We start from the raw sequence: 22,789 nt of genomic DNA, 5'->3' as shown, positions 1-22,789 counted from the left end.
TACTTGAAGTTCATCGCTAACCGTCGCTTGTCGCAGATTGGCTTGAAGGAAGAGTATCCAGGCACCACCAACCCGTTCCCGTGGATGAGCGAGATCATGGACTTGAAGAAAGAGAAAAACTTCTTCGAGACCCGCGTGATCGAATACCAGACCGGCGGCGCGTTGAGCTGGGACTGATCCACGGACGAGACCCCAACATGTGGGAGGGGGCTTGCCCCCGATGATGTTCGTTCAGTTCAAGCTTCAGTGACTGATGCACCGCGATCGGGGGCAAGCCCCCTTCCACAGGGGTTGCGGTGCGCTATAGATCTTTGCAAATTGCCTCTTATGCCCAATCAAACCATCAAAACACCTTGCGTCGGCCTGTGCTCCACCGTTTACGGGGACCTGGTCTGCCGGGGCTGCAAGCGTTATCACCATGAAGTGATCCAGTGGAATGGCTACAACGCCGAGGAAAAACAAGCGGTGTGGCTGCGCCTGGAGCAATTGCTGGTGCAGGTGATGGCCAGCAAACTCGAGGTGTTTGATGCGCACCTGCTGCGCCAGCAACTGGAAAATCGCAAGATCCGTTTTGTACCGCACCAATCGCCGTATTGCTGGGCGTACCAGCTGATTGCCCGGGGTGCGCGGGTGATTTCCAAGCTGGATGCATATGGGCTGGCGTTGCTGCCGGAATTTCGTGAGCGCAGCCTGGCGGATTTGCGCGATGCGATTGACCGGGAATTTTTCCTGCTGTCCGAAGCGCATTACGAGCGGTATATCGCGCCGGGCTTTCTCAAGGAAGCGTTTGGGCCGGCCCTGATCGCCACGCTCTAGACAACACCCCATTTGGATTTGCATCGCTCAGCAGGTCAAGGACCTGCCGCGCCCGCGCGGGGCCGGCGTTGGCCACCAGCGAAGCCAGGGCATCGCGCCATTCATCCAGCCCCCTCGCACCGGCAATTGTGTTTAAAATGCCGCCCGCTCAACGAACGACGTTTAACGATGAACCCAGACGCACTCGCCACCCTGCACGCCCACTTGCTCACAGCCTTGGCCACCCCACCGGCGGAAACCCGGCGCCTGTTCCACGGCCGTGGCCGCTGCTGGCCGGGCCTGGAGCAATTGACCGTAGACTGGTTGCAAGGCGTGCTGCTGGTGGCGTTGTTCAAGGCGCCGGAAGCGGCGCAGTTGCAAGCCTTGAAGCAACTGCTGCAAACCCGATTCGGCACTTACACCGTCGCCCTGCAACACCGCTACCTGCCGCAAAGCACCACCGAATGGCTGGTGGGCGGCCCCGTCGACGAGCTGACCATCACCGAAGGCGGGCTGCGCTACCTGATCGACCTGGGTAAAAAACAGAACAGCGGGCTGTTCCTCGACATGCGCTACGGGCGCAATTGGGTGCGCGAACAGGCTAAAGGCCAGCGGGTGCTCAACCTGTTCGCCTACACGTGCGGGTTTTCGGTGGCGGCCATCGAAGGGGGCGCCGACCACGTAGTGAACCTGGACATGGCCCGTGGCGCCCTGAGCCGTGGCCGCGACAACCATCGCCTCAATGGTCATGACCTGAGCAAGGTCAGCTTCCTGGGCCACGACCTGTTCAAGTCCTGGGCCAAGGTCACGCATGGCGGCCCCTACGACCTGGTGATCATCGACCCACCGTCGTTCCAGAAAGGCAGCTTCCTGCTGACCAAGGACTACCAGCGCGTCCTGCGTCGCCTGCCGGATCTGCTCACGCCACAGGGCACGGTACTGGCCTGCATGAACGACCCGGCCTTTGGCGAAGACTTCCTGATCGACGGCGTGACACGCGAGGCCCCTGGGCTGCGCTTTGTCGAACGGCTGCAAAACCCGCCGGAATTTCCTGATATTGACGCGCAAAGTGGCTTAAAGGCACTGGTGTTCCGCCAAGGCTGATGCCGAAACTGCCTACGCTTGCTACGCTAAGTGATACGCCGGGTGGTGAACCTTCTTACCCCCTTCCCGGTCGATACCTGCATCCCCCGGCCAGACTCGACGGCGTCACGTCGTCGGCTGCCCTGTTTCACCTTTTGGAGATCCGCCCGTGATATCGACCCTGCATGTAGCCAGACTCAAAGCCTGGGGCGCCCACGGCTTCACCGCCACCGGTGTGGTATTGGCCTTCCTGGCCACCCTGGCGCTGCTGGAAAACTCACCCAAGGCCTGCCTGCTCTGGCTGGGCCTGGCATTGGTGGTGGACGGTGTCGACGGCTCACTGGCGCGACGGGTGAATGTCAGCACGGTACTGCCCAGTTTCGACGGCTCGGTGCTCGACCTGGTGATCGATTACCTCACCTACGTGTTTATTCCGGCACTGTTTATCTACCGCTATATCGACCTGCCGGAATTTACCCACCTGCTGACGGTGTCGGTGATCCTGGTGTCGTCGCTGTTCTGCTTTTGCAACGTGAACATGAAGAGTAAAGACAACTACTTCGTCGGCTTCCCCGCCGCGTGGAACGTGGTTGCGCTGTGCGTCTATATCATCCAGCCGGAAGCCTGGGTGACCTTGCTCACCGTGATCGGCCTGGCGCTGCTGACGGTGACGCCGATGAAGTTCCTGCACCCGTTCCGCGTCAAGCGGTTCATGCCGATCAATATCGCCGTGACCACGATCTGGTTGCTGTGCAGCTTCTTGATGGTGGTGGACTATCCCAACACCAACCCGTGGACGTTTGGGTTGTGGTCGCTGATGTCGGCGTATTTCCTCGGGATTTGTATCTGGCGCACGGCACTGGAGTGGCTGGGAACACACAAATGACCCGGTGAACATTCTGTAAATGTGGGAGGGGGCTTGCCCCCGATAGCGGTGGGCCAGCTAAAGATGAGTCAGCTGGAGCACTGCCATCGGGGGCAAGCCCCCTCCCACATTTGGATTTGCAGACTCCCCGCGAGTAAGATGGCGGCCTTTCGCTTAGCGCCCTGCCAACAATAAGCCCTGACCATGCCCTTCGAACTCAGCGTAGACCTCACCACCCTTGCCATCCTGGCGGCGGTCGCCTTTATCGCCGGTTTCATCGATGCCATCGCCGGCGGCGGGGGCTTGCTCACCACGCCCGCCCTGCTCACCGCCGGCATGCCGCCGCACTTGGTACTGGGCACCAACAAGCTCAGCTCCACCTTCGGCTCGGCCACCGCCAGCTTCACCTTTTACCGCCGCAAGCTGTTCCACCCGCGCCAGTGGGTGCACGCCATTGTCGGCACGCTGATTGGCGCCCTCGCTGGCGCGGTAGTGGCCCACTACCTGCCGGCTGAAACCCTGAACAAGATGCTGCCGGTGATCGTGTTCGGCTGCGGCCTTTACCTGTTGTTCGGCGGCACGCCCAAGGCGCCGCTGGATGCCCACGCGCCGATCAAGAAGAAGTGGCAATCCACCCAGGGCTTCGGCCTGGGCTTCTACGATGGCGTGGCAGGTCCGGGCACCGGCGCGTTCTGGACCGTCAGCACGATGCTGTTGCACCCCATCGACCTGGTGAAGGCCAGCGGCGTGGCGCGCAGCATGAACTTCGTCAGCAACGCGGCGGCACTGTCGGTGTTTATCTTCAACGGCTCGGTGGACTGGATCGTCGGCCTGGCCATGGGCGTGTCGGTGATGTGTGGCGCGTTCTTTGGCGCACGCAGCGCGATCAGCGGCGGCGCCAAATTCATTCGCCCGGTGTTCATCACCGTGGTCCTCGGCCTGACGGTGCGCCTAGCCTGGCAGCACTGGTTCAGCGTGGCCTAGGCGACGGGCCAGGTAGAGGTCGATCAGGTAACGCGCAATCGAGCGTGACGCCGGCAGCGGCGGCAGGTTGTGGATGTTGAACCACTGCGCGTCCTCGATCTCGTCAGCCTGGGGCACGATGTCGCCACCGGCGTACTCGGCATGGAAGCCGAGCATCATCGAATGCGGGAACGGCCAGCACTGGCTGCCCATGTACTGGATATTCTTGACCTCCACCTGCACTTCCTCGCGGACCTCGCGGATCAGGCAGTCTTCGGCCGACTCACCCGGCTCGGCAAACCCCGCCAACGTGCTGTACACCCCCGTGACAAAGCGTGGCGAACGCGCCAGCAGGATCTCGTCGCCACGGGTCACCAGCACGATCATGCTCGGCGAAATCCGCGGGTAGCTGCGCAGGTCACAGGCCTGGCAATACATCGCACGCTCGCGCGGCACCTGGACCATGGGCTGGCCGCAACTGCCGCAAAACCGATGCTCGCGCGCCCACGTACCGATCTGCGCGGCGTAACCCAGCACTTTGTACAAGGTGTGGTCGCCTTGCAGCATGAAGCCGCGCAGGCCTTGCCAACTGCAGCCCGGCACTTCACCGGCGCTATTGAGTTCCAGCAGGTACACCGGCTCACCGTCGAGGTGGCCGATGCCGTGTTCGGCGAACACCGACAGGTCCTGGCGCTTGAGCCATTCCCGGGGGAACAAGGGGCCATTGGTGTCATGCAAAAAGCCGTCGCGGCTGCGGGCAACGGCCCAGCCGCCGGGGGTGTCGTTGTCCAGCAGCGTTGTGGTAATCCAGCCTGGGGTCATGTCAGTCAATCCACGAATTCGGGTTTCTGCTTACTCATATGGGCCGCGATGGCCACGCGCAGGTCGTTGGATTGCAACATAGCCGAGTTCCAGGTGGCAACGTATTCCAAGCCGTCATTGACCGTATGGTCACGCATGTAGCTGATCATGGCCTTGGTGCCGGTGACCGCAATCGGCGATTTGGCGGCGATTTCATGGGCGATTTCCATCACGCCGGCCAACAGGCTGTCCTGATCGGGATAAACGCGATTGACCAGGCCGATGCTGCGCGCCTCCTCGGCGCCGAACTGGCGGCCGGTATAGGCCAACTCGCGCAGCATGCCGTCACCGATGATGCGCGGCAGGCGCTGCAGGGTGCCGACGTCGGCCGCCATGCCGATGTCGATTTCCTTGATCGAGAACTGCGCGCCGTCAGCCGCGTAGCGCATGTCGCAGGCGCTGATCAGGTCAATGGCACCGCCGATGCAATAGCCCTGGATCGCCGCCAGCACCGGCTTGCGGCAGTTATCGACGGCATTGAACGAGGCTTGCAGTTCAAGGATTTTGCGGCGCAAAAGGCGCGCGTTGCGGCCCACGTCCTTGCCGAACTCGTTGGCCACCGAAGCCAGCATCATCAGGTCGATGCCGGAGGAGAAATGCTTGCCGGCACCGCTGAGCACCACGGCGCGTACGGCGTCGGTGTCTTCGACCCATTGGAAGATGTCGATGATTTCGGTCCAGAACGCCGCATTCATCGCGTTGATCTTTTCCGGACGGTTGATCTGCACATGGGCAACGTTGCCGGCGAGTTCGACGACGAAAGCTTGGTATTCGGACATGGCAGTGATCCCTGACTGGCGAGTGATGAGGCCCGAACTATAACAAGGGTGCACCACGACGCATCAGCCAAAAACAGGACGGGCAAACGTAATGAAATGTTGTGGGCGCACCGTTATCGACTTGGCCAATGGCGCACTGCTGGCGATCATCCTCGCCGTGGTCGGTTCGGTCTGCGTGAGCAAGCTCTGCCAGCCGCGCGGGTAAAACACTGCAAAGCGCTGGATAAAACCCTGCACACACGCCATCCTTCGCGCTTTAAGCCGCCTCACCTGCGGCGCTCGACGTTTAAAGGATATGCCCATGCACGCCCAACCCCTCACCGCCGCCGACTTCGAATTCATCGAAGACGCCCTGCTCAAGTACGGCGACGACCATTCGGTCCTGAACCTGGCCGAACTCGACGGCTACTTCACCGCGCTGGTCTCCAGCCCGGTCCAAGTGGATGTGGCAGAGTGGTTCCCGGCGATCTGGGGCGGGCAAAACCCCGAGTGGGACAACATGGACGAAGCGCAAAGCTTCCTCGAACTGTGCGTGCGCCACATCAACACCCTGGCCAGCCAACTGGCCACCGACGCGCAAGGCTTCAAGGCCCGCTTCGACGAAACCGAACACCAGGGCCAGAACGTCACCCTCGCCGAAGAATGGTGCTTTGGCTACATCCGCGGCGCCGCCATCGGCAACTGGCCGGAACTGCCGGCAGAACAGGCCGCCCTGCTGGAAAAAATCTCCTGGTGCGCCGAACAAGACAACTTCGAACTGCCCGCCGACCTCGACGTACAAGCACACCAGCAACGCGTCAGTGAAATCGAACCGGCAGCGCGGGCGTTGCATGATTATTGGTTGGCAACGCGATACGTGCTGTAGATCTTGATCTCAAGCGCCCCGTCAAACACGCTGGCCGGGATTCGACGGGAATTTGGGGGCGGCCCCCCCCAAATAACGGATAGGCACACCGCACCACCGCCATCGCAAGCTCGACAAGCACCACACCTATACCCGATCATTCAAATCCGCCCGTCGGCCACTCCATCCCACCTTGCCTTGAATCAGGAGCCTTGTACCTTGAGTTCGCAGAAAACCGTGACCGTTACACCGCCCAACGCCCCCCTCAACGGCAAGGTTGCCCCTCCCGGCTCCAAATCCATCACCAACCGCGCCCTGCTGCTGGCCGCCCTGGCCAAGGGCACCAGCCGCCTCAGCGGCGCCCTCAAGAGCGACGACACCCGGCACATGTCAGTGGCCCTGCGCCAAATGGGCGTCACCATCGACGAACCCGACGACACCACCTTCGTCGTCACCGGACGAGGCAAACTGCAACTGCCGCCGCAGCCACTGTTCCTCGGCAACGCCGGCACCGCCATGCGCTTCCTCACCGCCGCCGTGGCCACCGTTGAAGGCACCGTGGTGCTCGACGGCGATGACTACATGCAAAAACGCCCAATCGGCCCGCTGCTGGAGACCCTCGGCCAGAACGGTATCCAGGTCGACAGCCCCACCGGTTGCCCACCGGTCACCGTGCACGGCGTGGGCAAGATCAAGGCCAAGCGCTTCGAGATCGACGGCGGCCTGTCCAGCCAATACGTATCGGCCCTGCTGATGCTCGCAGCCTGCGGCGAAGCGCCGATTGAAGTGGCGCTGACCGGCAAGGACATCGGCGCCCGTGGCTACGTGGACCTGACCCTGGACTGCATGCGTGCCTTCGGAGCCCAGGTTGAAGCCGTCAACGACACCACTTGGCGCGTCGCCCCTGGCGGCTACACCGCCGATGATTACCTGATCGAACCTGACGCCTCCGCCGCCACTTACCTGTGGGCCGCAGAAGTGCTGACCGGTGGCCGTATCGACATCGGCGTGGCCGCGCAGGATTTCACCCAGCCGGACGCCAAGGCCCAGGCCGTGATCGCGCAGTTCCCGAACATGCAAGCCACGGTGGTTGGCTCGCAGATGCAGGACGCTATCCCGACCCTGGCGGTGCTGGCTGCGTTCAACAACACCCCGGTGCGCTTCACTGAGCTGGCCAACCTGCGCGTCAAGGAATGTGACCGCGTCCAGGCGCTGCATGATGGCCTGAACGAAATCCGTCCGGGCCTGGCGACCATCGAGGGCGATGACCTGCTGGTGGCCAGCGACCCGGCCCTGGCCGGCACTTCCTGCACCGCGCTGATCGACACCCACGCCGACCACCGCATCGCCATGTGCTTTGCGCTGGCGGGCTTGAAAGTGTCAGGGGTCAAGATCCAAGACCCCGACTGCGTGGGCAAGACCTATCCTGAATACTGGAATGCCCTGGGTAGCCTGGGCGTTCAACTGACCTACTAATCTGTCGGCAACGGTGTGGGGAGGGAGTGATCATGACAATTCGCCAACCCTGCCCACCTGCGTTATGTGACTGCGAGCGCGAACAACTGCTTGGCACCCCCTCGGCAGACCAACGCATCCTGCGACTGACCCGCCAGGAAGAGAAGAAGCTGCTGGAGCGCCTGGAAAACCTTCAAAGCCTGGAAGACCTGGAACACATGCAGCGCTTGATGTACCTGCAACTGGGTATCCGCGTACATGTCGCACCCGGCCACACTGAAGTCAAAAGCATGCGTGGGATTCAGATTGTGATCGACAAACTGCCAGGCTTGTGTCGCAAGACTCGGTTGTCGATTCCGGCCGCAATCCGTAAAGGTATGGAAAAACGGCCGGAGGTTGCTTATCGGTTGCTTGATGCACATGACCTGCTTGGACAGTAGTCAGCCCTTTAAACGCGTCAGCACCCAGTTGCCGCAGGCACAGCGTCTGTCGTAGCTAAACCCGTTACCAGACGAAACCATTGGCAAATTCCGTTCCATGCCCACCCTTCACGTCCTGATAGCTCATATCGGGATATTTGTTGAGCCTCTGCAGTTGCTCGCTGTTCAAGGTCTGCAGTTGTTCAGGCGAGACGTTCGGAAAGGGATGGTTTTTTTTCGCATCGTTTTGTTGATCTTGCCTCACTTGATCTTGCGTGGGCTTTCCGTAAGACGTATCGATGGTGGGGGCAATGAACGCGGTTCCAGGTGCAGAAGAAATTGACGTCATTAACTTTATCTCAAGTGTGTGTGAACACCATGAGTGATCGTCCAATCGTTCCAAGTTCCATGCCCGCCACACCCTCTTCACTGCCCGTCTGCTGGATTCGCGAAGGTTGAATCAACCGGCGACTGTCTCGACGTCGAACAAACCCTGCCCCACGGCCCACGCCTTCTCCAAATGCGCCTGCGCCCCGCCGCTTTCCGAGTCGAGCAACAGCGCCGAGGTCAGCACCTGCGCGCCACAGTAATCGAAGATCCCGTAGTCGATCTGCGTGCGCATCGCCTGGGCATAGCCGTGTCGATCAAACGCATCGTCATCCGCTGCGCCCAAGGCCAGCAGATGCACGTTCAGGTGCCGCAGCTTTTTCACCACCGGCGTATCGGGGCCGTATTCGATGGCCCAGCCGTTGATGAATACGCGGTCGATCCAGCCTTTGAGCAGGCCCGGCAATGACCACCAGTAAATCGGGAACGCCAGCACGAGGGCGTCGGCACGGTCGATGCGGGCCTGTTCGGCCCGCACGTCGGCGGGTGACGTGGCGCGGGTTCGGTGAACCGCATGGTCGGCGGCGGTGTAGCGCGGGTCAAAACCTTCGGCGGCAAGGTCGGCGATTTCAACAGTGTGGCCAGCGGCAGTGAGCCCGGCGGCCACCTGCGTAGCCACGCTGTGGGTGAGGGATTGCGGGTCGTGATGTGCAACAACGATAAGTGCGTGCATGACAAGGACTCCCTTTGGGGTTACGCTGGGCTTAAGTTACGATTAGTAAGTTACTTTTGGTATATAAGCATGTCAAGCAGCGAATCCCCTGCCCCACGTCGGCGCCTGTCCCGTGAAGAACGCCTGCGTCAATTACTCGATGTGGCCTGGCAACTGGTGCGCGATGAAGGCACCGAAGCACTGACGCTCGGACGCCTGGCGGAACTGGCGGGCGTGACCAAGCCGGTGGTCTACGACCATTTCGTCACCCGTGCGGGGTTGCTGGTAGCGTTGTATGAGGATTTCGATGCGCGTCAGAACCAAGTGTTTGTCGACGCCATAGAGGCCAGCAGCGCCACCCTTGAGGATCGCGCCGGGGTGATCGCCGCGTCCTATGTGGAGTGCGTGTTGTTGCAGGGCCGGGAAATCCCGGGGGTGATTGCGGCCTTGAGCAGCTCGCCGGAGCTGGAAACCCTCAAGCGCCACTACGAGGCGATCTTCCTCGATAAGTGTCGCGACGCGCTGTCGCCCTTCGGCCACGTGTCCAAGGCTGGCTTAAGGGCGATGCTGGGCGCTGCGGAAGCGCTGTCCCAGGCGGCGTTCAGTGGCGAGATCAGCCGAGAAGAAGCGCAGCAGGAATTGCTGGCGACTATCCTGGCAATGGTCAATCGCGGCCGTGTTCACCGCGAGTAATAAATGCCTGGACCTTACGTGCCAGTTGATCCAGGTGGCGGTCACGCTGCTTCTCGGCATCCACCATCGCGCGCTTGCCGTGCTTTTGCAGCAGGTAGGTATGAATCTGCCGCACCTCCAGCGAGCGATAGATCGCCGCCACATCCAGCACGCCCATCAGGCCGTCGGTGCCGTAGTCCCGCGTATTCATCAGCACTTGAGTCTCACGTGCGCCACGTACCCGAAAGCCCATGCTTTCAAACGCTGGCACCTTCTCTATGGAGCAGGCCAGTTCCGCATGGGGATGACGGCTCAGCACGTCGCGCATCATCCCGCGAGCCACGCCCTGGCGCCGATAGCCGACTTGCACCGCCATGAAAGCGATTCCGCAGGCCTCGGGAGCCTCCTTCACCGGCAGGTACAGCACAAAGCCCATCACCTTCTGCGGGTCTTGCGGATCGGTGGCCACGACCAACTCGACGGCAATGCCCTTTGAACCGTCCAGCGCTTCCAGGTACAGATGCACCTCAAAGCCAATCGCGTACTGGTAGATGTTGTACAGCAGGTTACTCGGCGGCAGCGCCACGCTGCTGATGTCGGTGAGGTTGTCCACCACCATCTGCAGGATCTGAGCATTGATAGGCTCCGGGCACGGTGTGGTGTAGCGGGTAAGGCTGAACATGCAGATTCCTGGGGTTAAGCATCAAGGCAGCGCGGATTGTACCTGCTCGGCACACACCTCGCGCAAACACCCGCGCAACCAGCGATGGGCCAGGTCGGCATCGAGCCTGGGGTGCCACAGCATCGCGACGGTGAAGGTCGGCAGCGCCACCGGCAGCTCAAAGCGATGCAGGCCTTCCCGTTGATGGAAGGTGTAGCGTTCAGGCACGCTGGCGATCAGGTCGGTGTCGCGGGCCAGGGCAATGGCGGTGGCGAACCCGGCGACGATGGTACTGATCTGGCGCGTCAGGCCCTGGGCCTCAAGCGCGTCGTCGATCTGGCCACGGTCCTGGCCACGGCGTGATACGTAGACGTGCTGGCCCTCGGCATACCGCCGGGCGCTGACGTCGCCCTGGCTGAGCGCATGGCCGCTGCGTACCACCCCAACCAAACGGTCACGGAACAGCGCCTGGGTCAGCACTTCGGGGCTGGCCGCAAGGTCAACCACGCCGGTTTCCAGGTCGACGCTGCCGTCACGCAGCAGCGCACTGTCCTTGTCGGTTTTATGGATGAAGCGCAGGCGCACACCGGGTGCTTCCCGCGCCGTACGTGCCAACAACGCCGCACCGACATTTTCGACGAACTCTTCGCTGGTACGCAGGGTAAAGGTGCGCTCGACCTGAGCCATGTCCAGCGTGTGCACGGGCCGCAACACGGCGCTGGCGCCCTGCACCAGGCGGCTGACCTGTTCGCGCAGTTCCACCGCCCTCGGCGTAGGCACCAGGCCGCGACCGGCGCGCACCAGCAACGGGTCGCCGGTGGTTTCGCGTAAACGCGCCAAAGCGCGGCTCATCGCCGAGGGGCTCAGGCGCAAGCGTCTGGCCGCGCCGGCCACACTGCCTTCGGCGAGCAATACATCCAGGGTGATCAGCAAATTTAAATCGGCCATCGGTGCTCCTCATCAGGCGTCAGATGCAGGTATTAACTGCAACCCATGCGTCTTCCGCCATGGTAGGTCACGCCGTAGATTTGTGACAATTGCCTTCGCTCAAGGATTACCCATGCCCCCCTCTTCTCGCGGCAGCCTCGTCAGCCTGTCCCTGTCCATGTTGCTGGCCTCCCTCGGCACCAGCATCGCCAATGTCAGCCTGCCCAGCCTGGCGCAGGCGTTTGATGCGTCGTTTCACGCGGTGCAGTGGGTGGTGCTGGCCTATCTGCTGGCAATCACGGCAGTGATCGTCAGCGCCGGGCGCCTGGGTGACCGCTGGGGCCGTCGACGCGTATTGCTCGCCGGCTTGCTGCTCTTCACCGTGGCGTGCGGGCTGTGCGGGCTGGCCCCCTCGCTGGAGGGTCTGGTTGCCGCGCGCGTCCTGCAAGGCCTCGGCGCAGCAGTGATGATGGCCATGGCCCTGGCAATGGTGGGCGATACCGTCACCCGGGAACGTACCGGCCGGGTCATGGGATGGCTGGGCACGATGTCGGCCGTCGGCACTGCCATGGGTCCCAGCCTGGGCGGGGTATTGCTGAGCCTGTGGGGTTGGCGCGCGATCTTCCTGGTCGGGGTGCCGTTGGGGCTGCTGGCCGCCGCCCTCGCTTATCGCTGTTTGCCGGTTGATCGTGCGCAGGCACCCGCCGGTGCGGCCTCTGGTGTCTGGTCTTTACTGAAGGACGCGTCATTGCGCAGCAGCCTGGCCATGAGTGCCTTGGTGGCCGCTGTGATCATGGCCACCTTTGTGGTCGGGCCCTTTTATTTGTCCAGGGGCCTGGGGCTGGCCCCGGAGTGGATGGGCCTGGCCATGGCCGTCGGGCCCTGTGTGGCGGCCCTCACCGGCATCCCGGCCGGCCGCCTGACCGACCGCCTCGGCAGCCGGCGCATGACACTCGCCGGGCTGGGCGTGCTGGGGTGTGGGGCGCTGCTGCTGTCGCTGGCGTCTGGACTGATCGCCTATCTGGCCGCACTGGTCATTCTGACGACGGGCTACAGCCTGTTTCAGGCGGCCAACAACACGGCGGTGATGAGCGATATAGAGGCGGCGCATCGCGGCACGGTGTCGGGCCTGCTGAACCTGTCACGCAATCTAGGCCTGATCCTCGGTGCTTCAGCGTTGGGGGCGGTGTTCGCGTGGGCCAGTCCGGATGTCACCCGTGCGCTCCCGCAATCCGTGGCCCATGGCCTGCATGTGACCTTCAGCGTGGCACTGGGCTTGATCCTGCTGGCCAGTGTGATGGCATTGCGCCGCGCCGGCGCCTTTAATACCGCCAAGAACACCCATTGAGGCAAAAAAACAAAAAAGGCGTTGCACCAGACCGGGTTACATCGCGCATCATGGGCACTTTCAAGCTCAAGGGTAACGTCCATGCGCGTTCTGTCATTGATGATGGGTCTCACGACGCTGGCCGCCAGTACGGTGTTCTGCGCCAGCGCGATGGCGAATGAAGAGAGTCAGTTAGTACAACAGATCAACCAATACCGCAGCCAGGTACAACGCTGCGGCGACCAGGGTTCCCAGGAACTGCCACCGCTGGCCAGCGATACGCGGCTGGTGCTGCCGGCCACCAACGTCGGCGATTTGCAGCAAGCGCTGGCCCGGGCCGCGTACCCGATGGTCAACGTGCAGGCCATCAGCCTGTCCGGGCCCAAGGATGCCCAGTCAGCCATGAAGGCCGTGCGCGAAAGCTTCTGTCGGGTGGTGCTGGACCCGCAATTTGTCGATATCGGCGTAAGCAACAGTGGCCAGGACTGGCGCATCGTGCTTGCCCGCCCACTGCTGACCAGCGGCCTGGGCGATTGGCAGACCGAAGGCAAACAATTGCTCAACCTGATCAACACCGCGCGTGCGCAACCGCGCCAATGCGGCACCCAGGCGTTTACCGCAACCACACCCTTGTCCTGGAATGACGCCCTGGCCGACGCCGCCAACAGCCACACGCGTAACATGGCCAACGGCAATTTCTTCGACCACCTCGACCACGACGGACGCACCCCCGGTGACCGTGCCGAACTGGCCGGGTATAGCGCGAAGAATATTGGCGAAAACATCGCCGCCGGCCTGGATACGCCGCGCAAGGTGGTGGACGGCTGGCTGGCCAGTCCGGGCCATTGTGCCAACCTGATGAACCCGCAATTTCGCGAACTGGGTGCGGCGTATGCCATGGACCCGAAAAGTGATGCCGGGATCTATTGGACAGGGGTTTTCGGCGCGCAATAAACACGCTCACAGATCTATCCGAACGGAGGAGGCATCAATTCGCCATCTCATGGATAATGCCGCTGAACTTGGCAGCGGCCATGCCGGTCTGTTGATTGCTGACCTGACCCTCTCAGGCGTTCGACAGACTGTGGCAAACAAGGTGTTCTTGCGATGATGAATTGGCTGCAAAGTAGCAGCGACATGGCTGAGCGGGTCCGCCTGCATGATTGGGCGAGTACGCCGCTGGGACCGCTGGAAGAGTGGCCGGATGTGCTCAAGACCACCGCGGCGCTGTGCTTTGCGTCGAGCTTCCCCCAGGCCATCATCTGGGGGCCGAGCCTGATCACCCTTTACAACGATGCGTTTATTCCAATCCTGGGCAACAAACCTGACGCCCTGGGGCGCCCGTTCAGCGAAACCTGGCGCGAAGTCTGGGAGCAGGTGCGCCCAATCGCCGACGCGGCGTTCAACGGGCATGCGACCTTTATTGAAAACTTCCCGCTGATGATCGAGCGTGGCGACGGGCCGGAGCAGGCGTATTTCACTTTTTGCTACAGCCCCATTCGCGACCCTCAGGGCCAGGTGGTGGGGATGCTGGATACCGTCACCGAAACCACCACCACCGTCTTCCTGAACCGTCGCCTGGCGGTGTTGGATGCCGTCGGCAGCGCCGTGGCGAATGCCACCGACGCCGAAAGCATCATGTCCACCACCACGCGCCTGCTGGCCGAGCACCTGCAGGTGTCCAACTGTGCGTATGCCGACATGGATGCCGATGAAGACGGCTTCACCATTCGCGGCAACTGGGCGGCGCCTGGCTCGCCGAGCATCCTGGGCCACTACAGCCTGGCGTCATTCGGCGCATTGGCGGTGCAGCGCCTGCGCGCGGGCGAGCCGCTGGTGGTCCAGGACAACCGATTCGAATTCGCTCCCGAAATCGCCGCCAGCTATCAGGCCTTGGGCGCGCTCGCCACCGTGTGCTTCCCGCTGATCAAGGACGGTCGCCTGACCGCACTGATGGCCGTGCACCACAAAACGGCCCGCGCCTGGTCGCCCTACGACCTGGCACTGGTCGGCGAGGTCACCGAGCGCTCGTGGGCCCATATCGAGCGGGTGCGCGCCGACGTCGCTGTGCGCGAAGGCCTGGCAGCCTTTACCGAGCTCAACGCCACCTTGGAACAGCGGGTGCAAGAGCGCACCAACGCCCTCACCCAGGCCGAAGCCGCGCTGCGCCAATCGCAGAAACTCGAAGCCATCGGCCAATTGACCGGCGGCGTCGCCCATGACTTCAACAACCTGTTGACCATCATTCGTTCGTCGGTGGACTTCCTGCGTCAGCCCGGACTCTCCGAGGAACGGCGCCAGCGCTACATGGGCGCGGTGTCCGACACGGTGGAGCGCGCCAGCAAGCTCACCAGCCAATTGCTCGCCTTCGCCCGGCGCCAACCGCTCAACCCGGAAGTCTTCGATGCGGGCCAACGGGTCAAGAACATCGGCGAGATGCTCGAAAGCGTTACCGGTGCGCGCATCCATGTGCAGGTGCAGTTGCCAGAGCGCCCTTGCCACGTGCGCGTCGACGCGAGCCAATTCGAGACCGCACTGATCAACATCGCCCTGAATGCCCGCGACGCGATGGACGGGCAAGGCACCCTGACTTTACGCGTGGCGAATGTGGACTCGATGCCGCGTATCCGTGGCGATGAAGAGGCACGCCAGCCCTTTGTGAGCATTTCCCTGGCGGATACCGGCACAGGTATTTCCTCTGATACCTTCGAGCGCATTTTCGAGCCTTTCTTCACCACCAAGGCTGTAGGCAAAGGCACCGGGCTGGGGCTGTCCCAGGTTTTCGGGTTTGCCAAGCAGTCCGGGGGTAACGTCGACGTCGCAAGCCGCCCTGGCGAAGGCACCGTGTTCACCCTGTACCTGCCCGAAGTGGCGCAGCAGATGGCGCAGCCCGACCCGACGCCGGAAAGCCAGTCGCCCACCCATGATACGGCGCAGTGCCATATCCTGATCGTGGAAGACAACCTCGAAGTCGGCCGCTTTGCCAACCAGATCCTTCAGGACCTCGGTTACCAGACCACTTGGGCCACCGATGCCGAGCAGGCACTCACGCTGGCCGGCGCGGATGCCCTGGCGTTCGACGGGATCTTTTCGGACGTGGTGATGCCGGGCATGACCGGCGTGGCCATGGCCAAAGTGCTGCGCCAACGGCGCCCGGACTTGCCGGTGGTGCTCACCTCCGGCTACAGCGAAGAGCTGGCCGACAGCGGCTACGAAGGGTTCGAATTCCTCGCCAAGCCCTACTCCGCCGATCAGGTTGCGCGGGCCCTGGCCAAAGCGATGCTTTGAGCCCTACTCCGCCACTGCCACCTGATTGCGGCCTTGGGCCTTGGCGCGGTACAGCGCTTTGTCGGCGGTGTTCATCAGCCCGTGCAGGTCCTGGTCCTGGGTGTGGGTAGATGCAACGCCCAGGCTGGCGCTCAACCCATGCACCGGCTCGGAAGCGAGGCCCGAGATCGCCTTGACCAACTGCTCGGCGATAGTGCGCGCGGTGTCCAACGACGTATTGGGCAGCAGTACCGCAAACTCCTCGCCGCCCAAGCGTCCGTACACATCGGCCTGACGGAACGACGCACTGATCACCCCACCAATCTGGCGCAGCACCTGATCACCGGCCTGGTGGCCGTAGGTGTCGTTGATTTGCTTGAAGTGATCCATGTCCATCATCAGCGCGCACAGCGGTTGCCGGTTGTGGCGGCATTGCTCGTACAGCACCTGGGCATGTTCGAAAAACGCACGGCGATTCATCAGGCCGGTGAGTTCATCGGTCTGGGCCGCGCGGGTGGAAATAGTGTGGGCACGTTCCATTTGCCGGGTCAGGCGGAAGGCCTTTTCCAAGGCATCCGAGAGTTTGCGCGTGGCGCTGACCACAAAGGTGGAAAACACCAGCACCGCGATGGCCACGCCGACTTGCATGGAAGACGGCTGGAACAACAGCCACAGCGTACACGGCAGCAACACCAGGGCCAGGGAGGCCAGGGTCATGTAGCGGTAAGCCGAATAACAGGACACGGCGCTGACGGACATGCCCACGGTGAACAACATCACCAGTGCCTGGGACAGCCGGTCATCGGTGGGCATCACCGCCAGGGCGCCAGCGCCCCAGATCCCGGCAGACAGCATCAGCGTCAGCCAGTAACGGCGTTCCCAACGCTCGGGCGTGCGCTCGGCGTTGGGGCAGCGAAACCACTCCATGAACATCTTCACGCGCAACAGCGAGGACACCGCCAACGCGCCCAGCCAGACCAGGATGACCTGATGGTCAAACCGATCCCAGCACAGCCAGCAGAGCATGAGAGCGGCCAGGTAACTGCCGAATATCGCGGCAAAGGATTGCCGGAACAGCTGGTGCAAACGGTCAGTCCGCACCTGCTCCTCTATAAAGCAATCCTGGTCCTGCCCACGCCCAAGGCCATTCATGAAATCCGCCTGATTCGACTGCCACGACAAAGGCGCCATTGTGGCACCCTGCCACCAGCGTGGACAACAGAATCCAGCAAGATAGAGCCTTTAAAGCGGTTCCGGCCGCAGAATCAGTACCCCCAATGGTGGCAGATTCAACGACAGTGACACCGCTTGCCCATGGTTCGGTTCATCTTGGGTAAACACCTCGCCGCCGTTACCGTAATTGGAACCTGCGTACATGTCGGCGTCACTGTTGATCACTTCGCTCCAACGCCCGGCAAAGGGCACGCCGACCTTGTAACCCTCACGCGGCACCGGGGTGAAGTTGGCGACCACCAGCACCGGCTTACCGTCCTTGCTCCAGCGCAGCCAGGCATAGACGCTGTTGATTGCGTCGTCGCCGATCAGCCATTGGAAGCCCTGCGGCGCGTCGTCCTGCTCGTGCAAGGCCGGTTCTTCGCGGTACAGCCGGTTCAAGTCGCCAACCAGCTTTTGCACGCCTTTGTGTTCGGCGTACTGCAACAGGTACCAGTCCAGTTGCTGGTCGTGGTTCCACTCGCGCCACTGGCCGAATTCGCAGCCCATGAACAGCAGTTTCTTACCGGGGTGCATCCACATGAACGCTAGGTAAGCGCGCAGGTTGGCAAATTTCTGCCAGCGGTCGCCGGGCATCTTGTCGATCAGCGAGTGCTTGCCGTGCACCACTTCATCGTGGGAAATCGGCAGGATAAAGCGCTCGGACCACGCATACACCAGGCCGAAGCTCAATTCGTTGTGGTGATGGGCGCGGTACACCGGGTCTTGCTGGATGTAGTGCAGGGAATCGTGCATCCAGCCCATGTTCCACTTGTAGTTGAAGCCCAGGCCGCCCTGTTGGGTCGGCTGGCTAACACCCGGCCAGGCCGTGGATTCCTCCGCGATCACCAATGCGCCGGGCGCTTCCAGGGCCACCACGTCGTTCAAGTGGCGCAGGAAATCAATCGCTTCGAGGTTCTCGCGACCGCCATGACGGTTCGGCACCCATTCGCCGGCCTTGCGCGAGTAGTCGCGGTAGAGCATCGACGCGACGGCATCCACACGCAGCCCGTCGATATGGAAGTGCTTGAGCCAATGCAACGCCGAAGCGAGCATGTAGCCGTGCACTTCGGTGCGGCCCAGGTTGTAGATCAGCGTGTCCCAATCCTGGTGAAAGCCTTCCAGCGGGTTGGCGTATTCGTACAACGCGGTGCCGTCGAATTGCGCGAGGCCGTGGGTATCGGTGGGAAAATGCGCCGGCACCCAGTCGAGGATCACACCGATGTCGGCCTGGTGCAGGGCATCGACGAAATAGGCGAAATCTTCCGGCGAGCCGAACCGCGCCGTCGGGGCGAATTGCGACAGTGCCTGGTAGCCCCAAGAGCCGCCAAACGGGTGCTCCATGATCGGCATCAGCTCGACGTGGGTGAAGCCCAGTTGCTGCACATAGGGAACCAAGCGCTCAGCCAGCTCACGCCAGTTGTACTGGCGGGCCACTTCGCCCGCTTCATCCAACTCGCATTGCCAGGAGCCCACATGCAGCTCGTAGATCGACAGCGGCGCCGTGGGCTTTTGCTTGTCGACCCGCGACTGCATCCAGGCGTGGTCCTGCCAGTCCACTTGCAACGGTTCGGCCACCTTCGAGGCGGTGTCCGGCGGCAACTGGGTGGCCAATGCCATGGGGTCGGCCTTGAGCGGCAGGATCCCATTGGCGCCAAGAATTTCGTACTTGTAGGCCGCGCCCGGTTGCAGGCGTGGGATAAAGATCTCCCACACGCCGGACGGATGACGCAGGCGCATCGGGTGACGGCGGCCGTCCCAGATATTGAAGTCGCCCACCACCGACACCCGCCGCGCATTCGGCGCCCACACGGCAAAGCGCACACCCTGCACGCCATCGACGCTGGTCACCTGGGCACCCAGGCAACTGCTGAGGTCACGATGGTTGCCTTCGCCGAACAGGTACAGGTCCATTTCCCCCAGCAACAGTTGCTGGAAGCTGTAAGGGTCTTCAGTGATCTGCTCACCGCCGGCCCACTGGATTTTCAACAAATAGGGTTCGCGGGTCTTGAACTGGCCGACGAACAACCCCGGCACCTGGCTCGCGTCCAGGCTGCCGAGCTGTTCACCGCTGTCGCGTGCCAGCACGTGGACACTTAAGGCCTCCGGCAGGAAAGCGCGGATAAACTGGCCACCGTGCTCATCATCGTGCGGCCCGAGAATCGAAAACGGGTCGTGATGCTCGGCGCGTACCAGCGCTTCGACGTCCTTGGACGCCGGCAATGCAGTCAACTTCGCTTGCAGCGGTTCTTTATTTGTAAAGCTCATGACGTCTCCCCACCGCGTGCAGTGTTCGATATAGGTGCAAGCCCGCTCAACAGTCCGTGCAACCCTTGCAGGGGCACCGGCAACCAAGTCGGGCGGTTTTCCGCTTCGTAAGCCACTTCATACGCGGCCTTCTCCAGGCTGAACAACGTCAGCGCTGCGTCCTGGCCTTTGGCATCCTGCCAGTCATGCGCCAGTGTAGACGCAGCAGACTGATACGCCTGGATAAAGGCCTGGCGTGCTTCTTTCAGGTAACGGTCCGTCACGCGTTTGCGCGCCTGGTCCGCTTCGGGCGAGTGATCCACCCCTTGTACATTCAGAGCCATGGCCGCCGCGTAATCGAAGGAGCGCAACACGCCGCTCACATCTTTATACGGGCTGTGCTTACCGCGTCGTTCGTGCAGCGGTCGCGCCGGCTCACCTTCAAAGTCGATCAGGTAGGCATCGCCCTTCACCACCAGCACCTGGCCCAGGTGCAAGTCACCATGCACCCGAATACGCAACCCACCCAGGGTGGCTTTCGCCAGCGCCTGCACATGGCGGGTGATGGCTTTTTTCTGCGCCAGCAACTCAGTGACCAGCGCTTGATCCGCCGGGTTCAACTGGTTTTGATGAAGGTTGAGCAAGTGCAACGCACGGTCCAGCTGCGCGCCGACATCCTTGGCCCAGGCCTGGGTGTCCTTGGCGGTGGTGACTTCAGGCTTGAAGTCCTTGTTAGTGGTTTTCGCGCCGAGCACCCCGTGCATTTCGCCCAGGCGCTGGCCGAGCAACCCGGCAAAATCCGCCAGCTCGCCTAGGGCGTTGTAGTGCTGTTCCTGCTCGGAGATGGCTTCGGCCAGCTCGTCGCGAATCGCCCGTTCCAGGTTGTTCTGAGTCCAGCCCCAGGCGTCGCCCTGGTTACTCAGGTAGCCTTGGGCAATCATCAGCAGGTTGTCCTGGCCCTCGGCGTCGTGGCGAATCATCGAGCCCAACAACGGCGAGATGTTCGGGTAGCCGGCTTCGGTCAGGTAAGCACTCATCTCCAACTCAGGGTGCACGCCGGAGGCGACTTTGCGGATCAGCTTGAGCACCAGGCTCTCGCCCACCACTACCGAACTGTTGGACTGCTCGGCCGACAAATAGCGCACCTCGGACTCATCCGTCAGTTGCAGCTTGGCCAGATGAGGCGTAGCGGTGAAGCGCAGCTCGCCTTCGCTTGAGTCCAGCACGGTGCCCGCCTGCAGCCCCTTGATCACGGCGCGGATAAAGTGCTCGAGGCTGAAGGCATCGGTCACCAAGCCCACCTGGCGCACCCGGCGTACACGGGCCAAGGCTAATTGCTGAGGCAAGGCGCTGGTGAACTGGTCTTCACCGAGGAAACCGAACGGCAGCTGATAGCGGCTGATTTGGCCACCCGCACTGACCTCAAGCTCGCTGAGCAATACCGGGTGCTGCGGGTCGCCAAAGCGCACACCATAGGCGATGCGCACGCTGTCGATCGCCGTGTCCTTGCCCGCGAACCAGCGGCGTTTGGGCAGCCAGGCCGGCAGTGCTGTTTGCTCCAGCGAGGCGCGGCAGGGTTCTTCCAGCAGTTCTTCCATGCGTTTTTTCAATACCAACGTGGTGAAGTCCGGCATGCTCTGGGCCGGTTCCACATGCCAGCTGGGCATCTGGTTTTCCGGCGCCAACACAAACCAATAGAAGCCGTAAGGCGCCAGGGTCAGCAGGAAATTGAGTTGGCCGATGGGTGGGAAGGCATTCCCGCCCAGCATCTCCACCGGCACCATGCCAGCAAACGCCGACAGGTCCAGTTCGGCCGCCTGGGCGCTGCGCGACACGTTGGCCACGCAGAGGATGATCTCGTTGCGCCCGTCTTCACCGGTGAACTCGCGGGTATAGGCGAGGATGCGCCGGTTACTCGGCGAGAGCATTTTCAGGCTGCCACGGCCAAACGCCTTGGACTGCTTACGCACCGCCAGCATGCGCCGGGTCCAGTTCAGCAACGAATGCGGGTCCTGGGCCTGGGTCTCGACGTTCACCGACTGGTAGCCGTATTGCGGGTCCATGATCGGCGGCAGCACCAGGCTGGCCGGGTCGGCGCGGGAGAAACCGCCGTTGCGGTCGATGGACCACTGCATCGGCGTACGCACGCCATCGCGGTCACCCAGGTAGATGTTATCGCCCATGCCGATTTCATCGCCGTAATACAGGGTCGGTGTACCGGGCATCGACAGCAGCAGGCTGTTGAGCAGTTCGACACGACGGCGGTCACGTTCCATCAACGGCGCCAGGCGCCGGCGGATGCCGAGGTTGATACGCGCGCGACGGTCGGCGGCGTAGTAGTTCCACAAATAGTCGCGTTCTTTGTCGGTGACCATTTCCAGGGTCAGTTCATCGTGGTTGCGCAGGAAGATCGCCCACTGGCAATTGGCGGGAATCTCCGGGGTCTGGCGCAGAATGTCGGTGATCGGGAAGCGGTCTTCTTGCGCCAACGCCATGTACATGCGCGGCATCAGCGGAAAATGGAAGGCCATGTGGCATTCGTCGCCGTCGTCGCCCTTTTTGTCACCGAAATACAGCTGGGTGTCTTCCGGCCATTGATTGGCCTCGGCCAGCAGCATGCGGTCCGGGTAATGAGCGTCGATCTCGGCGCGGATCTGCTTGAGCACATCGTGGGTCTCAGGCAGGTTTTCGTTATTGGTGCCATCGCGTTCGATCAGGTATGGGATGGCGTCCAGGCGCAGGCCGTCGATGCCCATGTCCAGCCAGTAGCGCATCACCGACAACACCGCTTTCATGACCTGCGGGTTATCGAAGTTGAGATCGGGCTGGTGGGAATAAAAGCGGTGCCAGAAATACTGGCCCGCAACCGGGTCCCAGGTCCAGTTGGACTTCTCGGTGTCGAGGAAGATGATGCGGGTGCCGTCGTATTTCTGGTCGTCATCCGACCACACGTAGAAGTCCCGCGCCGCCGAGCCGGGCTTGGCCTTGCGCGCACGCTGGAACCAGGGATGCTGGTCGGAGGTGTGATTGATCACCAGCTCGGTAATGACCCGCAGCCCGCGCTTGTGCGCCTCGGCAATAAAACGCTTGGCATCGGCCATGGTGCCGTAGTCGCTGTGCACGCCACGGTACTCGGCGATGTCGTAGCCATCGTCACGGCGTGGCGAGGGGTAGAACGGCAGCAACCAGATGGTGTTCACACCCAGGTCGGCGATGTAGTCGAGCTTGGCGATCAGGCCTGGAAAATCACCGATACCGTCGTTATTGGAATCGAAATACGATTTGACGTGGACTTGGTAGATCACCGCATCTTTGTACCAGAGCGGGTCTTTGATAAAAGTGGCAGCGTTGGGTTTCTTCGCCATTGGAAGCT

At 62.1% G+C, this 22,789-nt stretch carries 20 protein-coding genes and 1 pseudogene; 12 read left to right on the top strand and 9 right to left on the bottom strand.

Features of this window, described 5'->3' with window-relative positions; all coding sequences use genetic code 11:
• The 5 genes and pseudogenes from BM403_RS24565 to BM403_RS24545 all read left to right on the top strand — a co-directional run.
• Positions 1-177 (top strand): annotated as a pseudogene (locus tag BM403_RS24565) (ribonucleotide-diphosphate reductase subunit beta); the annotation flags it as partial.
• Positions 178-327: 150 nt separating this feature from the next.
• A complete protein-coding gene (locus tag BM403_RS24560; RefSeq protein ID WP_093545449.1) occupies positions 328-816 on the top strand; it encodes a DUF1289 domain-containing protein in 489 nt (162 codons plus the stop codon).
• A 168-nt stretch (positions 817-984) separates the two neighbouring features.
• The gene (locus tag BM403_RS24555) at positions 985-1,899 is read left to right on the top strand and encodes a class I SAM-dependent methyltransferase (protein ID WP_043205274.1); all 915 of its coding nucleotides are present in this window, start codon (positions 985-987) and stop codon (positions 1,897-1,899) included.
• Positions 1,900-2,047: 148 nt separating this feature from the next.
• Positions 2,048-2,764 (top strand): phosphatidylcholine synthase, encoded by a 717-nt coding sequence (pcsA, locus tag BM403_RS24550; protein ID WP_012723966.1) that lies wholly within the window; start codon positions 2,048-2,050, stop codon positions 2,762-2,764.
• Between the two features lie 183 nt (positions 2,765-2,947).
• A complete protein-coding gene (locus BM403_RS24545; RefSeq protein ID WP_093545447.1) occupies positions 2,948-3,727 on the top strand; it encodes a TSUP family transporter in 780 nt (259 codons plus the stop codon).
• Here the strand turns inward: BM403_RS24545 and nudC are convergent.
• A complete protein-coding gene (nudC, locus tag BM403_RS24540) occupies positions 3,695-4,528 on the bottom strand; it encodes an NAD(+) diphosphatase (protein WP_046033824.1) in 834 nt (277 codons plus the stop codon). The two genes, BM403_RS24545 and nudC, sit on opposite strands and share 33 nt — an antisense overlap.
• A gap of 5 nt (positions 4,529-4,533) precedes the next feature.
• Positions 4,534-5,346: a crotonase/enoyl-CoA hydratase family protein gene (locus BM403_RS24535; RefSeq protein ID WP_046033823.1), complete on the bottom strand. Its 813-nt coding sequence runs from the start codon at positions 5,344-5,346 to the stop codon at positions 4,534-4,536.
• Between the two features lie 301 nt (positions 5,347-5,647).
• Between BM403_RS24535 and BM403_RS24530 the strand changes: the two genes are divergently transcribed.
• The 3 genes from BM403_RS24530 to BM403_RS24520 all read left to right on the top strand — a co-directional run bounded on the left by BM403_RS24530 (position 5,648) and on the right by BM403_RS24520 (position 8,085).
• Complete coding sequence (locus BM403_RS24530) at positions 5,648-6,211, top strand: UPF0149 family protein (protein ID WP_046033822.1); 564 nt, start codon at positions 5,648-5,650, stop codon at positions 6,209-6,211.
• Positions 6,212-6,409: 198 nt separating this feature from the next.
• Positions 6,410-7,666 carry a 3-phosphoshikimate 1-carboxyvinyltransferase gene (locus BM403_RS24525; RefSeq protein WP_093545444.1) on the top strand — a complete coding sequence of 419 codons (1,257 nt, stop codon included), beginning with the start codon at positions 6,410-6,412 and terminating at the stop codon, positions 7,664-7,666.
• 32 nt (positions 7,667-7,698) lie between these two features.
• Positions 7,699-8,085, top strand: a complete 387-nt coding sequence (locus tag BM403_RS24520; protein WP_093545441.1) for a hypothetical protein — start codon at positions 7,699-7,701, stop codon at positions 8,083-8,085.
• 64 nt (positions 8,086-8,149) lie between these two features.
• Here BM403_RS24520 and BM403_RS24515 read toward each other — a convergent pair whose 3' ends face one another.
• Positions 8,150-8,413, bottom strand: a complete 264-nt coding sequence (locus tag BM403_RS24515; protein WP_093545438.1) for a hypothetical protein — start codon at positions 8,411-8,413, stop codon at positions 8,150-8,152.
• 111 nt (positions 8,414-8,524) lie between these two features.
• Positions 8,525-9,124, bottom strand: coding sequence for an NAD(P)H-dependent oxidoreductase (locus BM403_RS24510; RefSeq protein ID WP_093545435.1), 600 nt, complete (start codon positions 9,122-9,124; stop codon positions 8,525-8,527).
• A 69-nt stretch (positions 9,125-9,193) separates the two neighbouring features.
• On the opposite strand from BM403_RS24510, the gene BM403_RS24505 reads away from it, so the two are divergent.
• Entirely contained in the window at positions 9,194-9,796 is a 603-nt protein-coding gene (locus BM403_RS24505; protein WP_012723956.1) for a TetR/AcrR family transcriptional regulator, read from the top strand.
• On the opposite strand, the gene BM403_RS24500 is transcribed toward BM403_RS24505, so the two are convergent.
• Both BM403_RS24500 and BM403_RS24495 read right to left on the bottom strand, forming a co-directional pair.
• Complete coding sequence (locus BM403_RS24500) at positions 9,768-10,457, bottom strand: GNAT family N-acetyltransferase (RefSeq protein WP_093545432.1); 690 nt, start codon at positions 10,455-10,457, stop codon at positions 9,768-9,770. The genes BM403_RS24505 and BM403_RS24500 overlap by 29 nt on opposite strands.
• 21 nt (positions 10,458-10,478) lie before the next feature.
• A complete protein-coding gene (locus BM403_RS24495; RefSeq protein ID WP_093545429.1) occupies positions 10,479-11,384 on the bottom strand; it encodes a LysR family transcriptional regulator in 906 nt (301 codons plus the stop codon).
• Between the two features lie 112 nt (positions 11,385-11,496).
• Between BM403_RS24495 and BM403_RS24490 the strand changes: the two genes are divergently transcribed.
• The 3 genes from BM403_RS24490 to BM403_RS24480 all read left to right on the top strand — a co-directional run bounded on the left by BM403_RS24490 (position 11,497) and on the right by BM403_RS24480 (position 15,978).
• Positions 11,497-12,711: an MFS transporter gene (locus tag BM403_RS24490; RefSeq protein ID WP_093545426.1), complete on the top strand. Its 1,215-nt coding sequence runs from the start codon at positions 11,497-11,499 to the stop codon at positions 12,709-12,711.
• An 81-nt stretch (positions 12,712-12,792) separates the two neighbouring features.
• Positions 12,793-13,644: a CAP domain-containing protein gene (locus tag BM403_RS24485; RefSeq protein ID WP_046033815.1), complete on the top strand. Its 852-nt coding sequence runs from the start codon at positions 12,793-12,795 to the stop codon at positions 13,642-13,644.
• 153 nt (positions 13,645-13,797) lie between these two features.
• The gene (locus BM403_RS24480) at positions 13,798-15,978 is read left to right on the top strand and encodes a GAF domain-containing hybrid sensor histidine kinase/response regulator (protein WP_093545423.1); all 2,181 of its coding nucleotides are present in this window, start codon (positions 13,798-13,800) and stop codon (positions 15,976-15,978) included.
• Positions 15,979-15,981: 3 nt separating this feature from the next.
• Here the strand turns inward: BM403_RS24480 and BM403_RS24475 are convergent, their stop codons facing one another.
• Genes BM403_RS24475 through treS form a run of 3 tightly spaced genes read right to left on the bottom strand, consistent with a single transcriptional unit; the run spans position 15,982 to position 22,781 of the window.
• Positions 15,982-17,148: a GGDEF domain-containing protein gene (locus BM403_RS24475; protein WP_012723950.1), complete on the bottom strand. Its 1,167-nt coding sequence runs from the start codon at positions 17,146-17,148 to the stop codon at positions 15,982-15,984.
• A 51-nt stretch (positions 17,149-17,199) separates the two neighbouring features.
• Positions 17,200-19,437: a 1,4-alpha-glucan branching protein GlgB gene (glgB, locus tag BM403_RS24470; protein ID WP_093545420.1), complete on the bottom strand. Its 2,238-nt coding sequence runs from the start codon at positions 19,435-19,437 to the stop codon at positions 17,200-17,202.
• Complete coding sequence (treS, locus tag BM403_RS24465) at positions 19,434-22,781, bottom strand: maltose alpha-D-glucosyltransferase (protein ID WP_093545417.1); 3,348 nt, start codon at positions 22,779-22,781, stop codon at positions 19,434-19,436. The genes glgB and treS overlap by 4 nt, the downstream gene beginning before the upstream one ends.
• Between the last annotated feature and the right edge of the window lie 8 nt (positions 22,782-22,789).

It is taken from the genome of Pseudomonas sp. OV546, from assembly GCF_900116845.1.
Lineage (GTDB): Bacteria > Pseudomonadota > Gammaproteobacteria > Pseudomonadales > Pseudomonadaceae > Aquipseudomonas > Aquipseudomonas petroselini.
The sequence above is the reverse complement of the archived record's forward strand: the minus strand, read 5'-3'. Positions and strand labels throughout refer to the sequence as shown.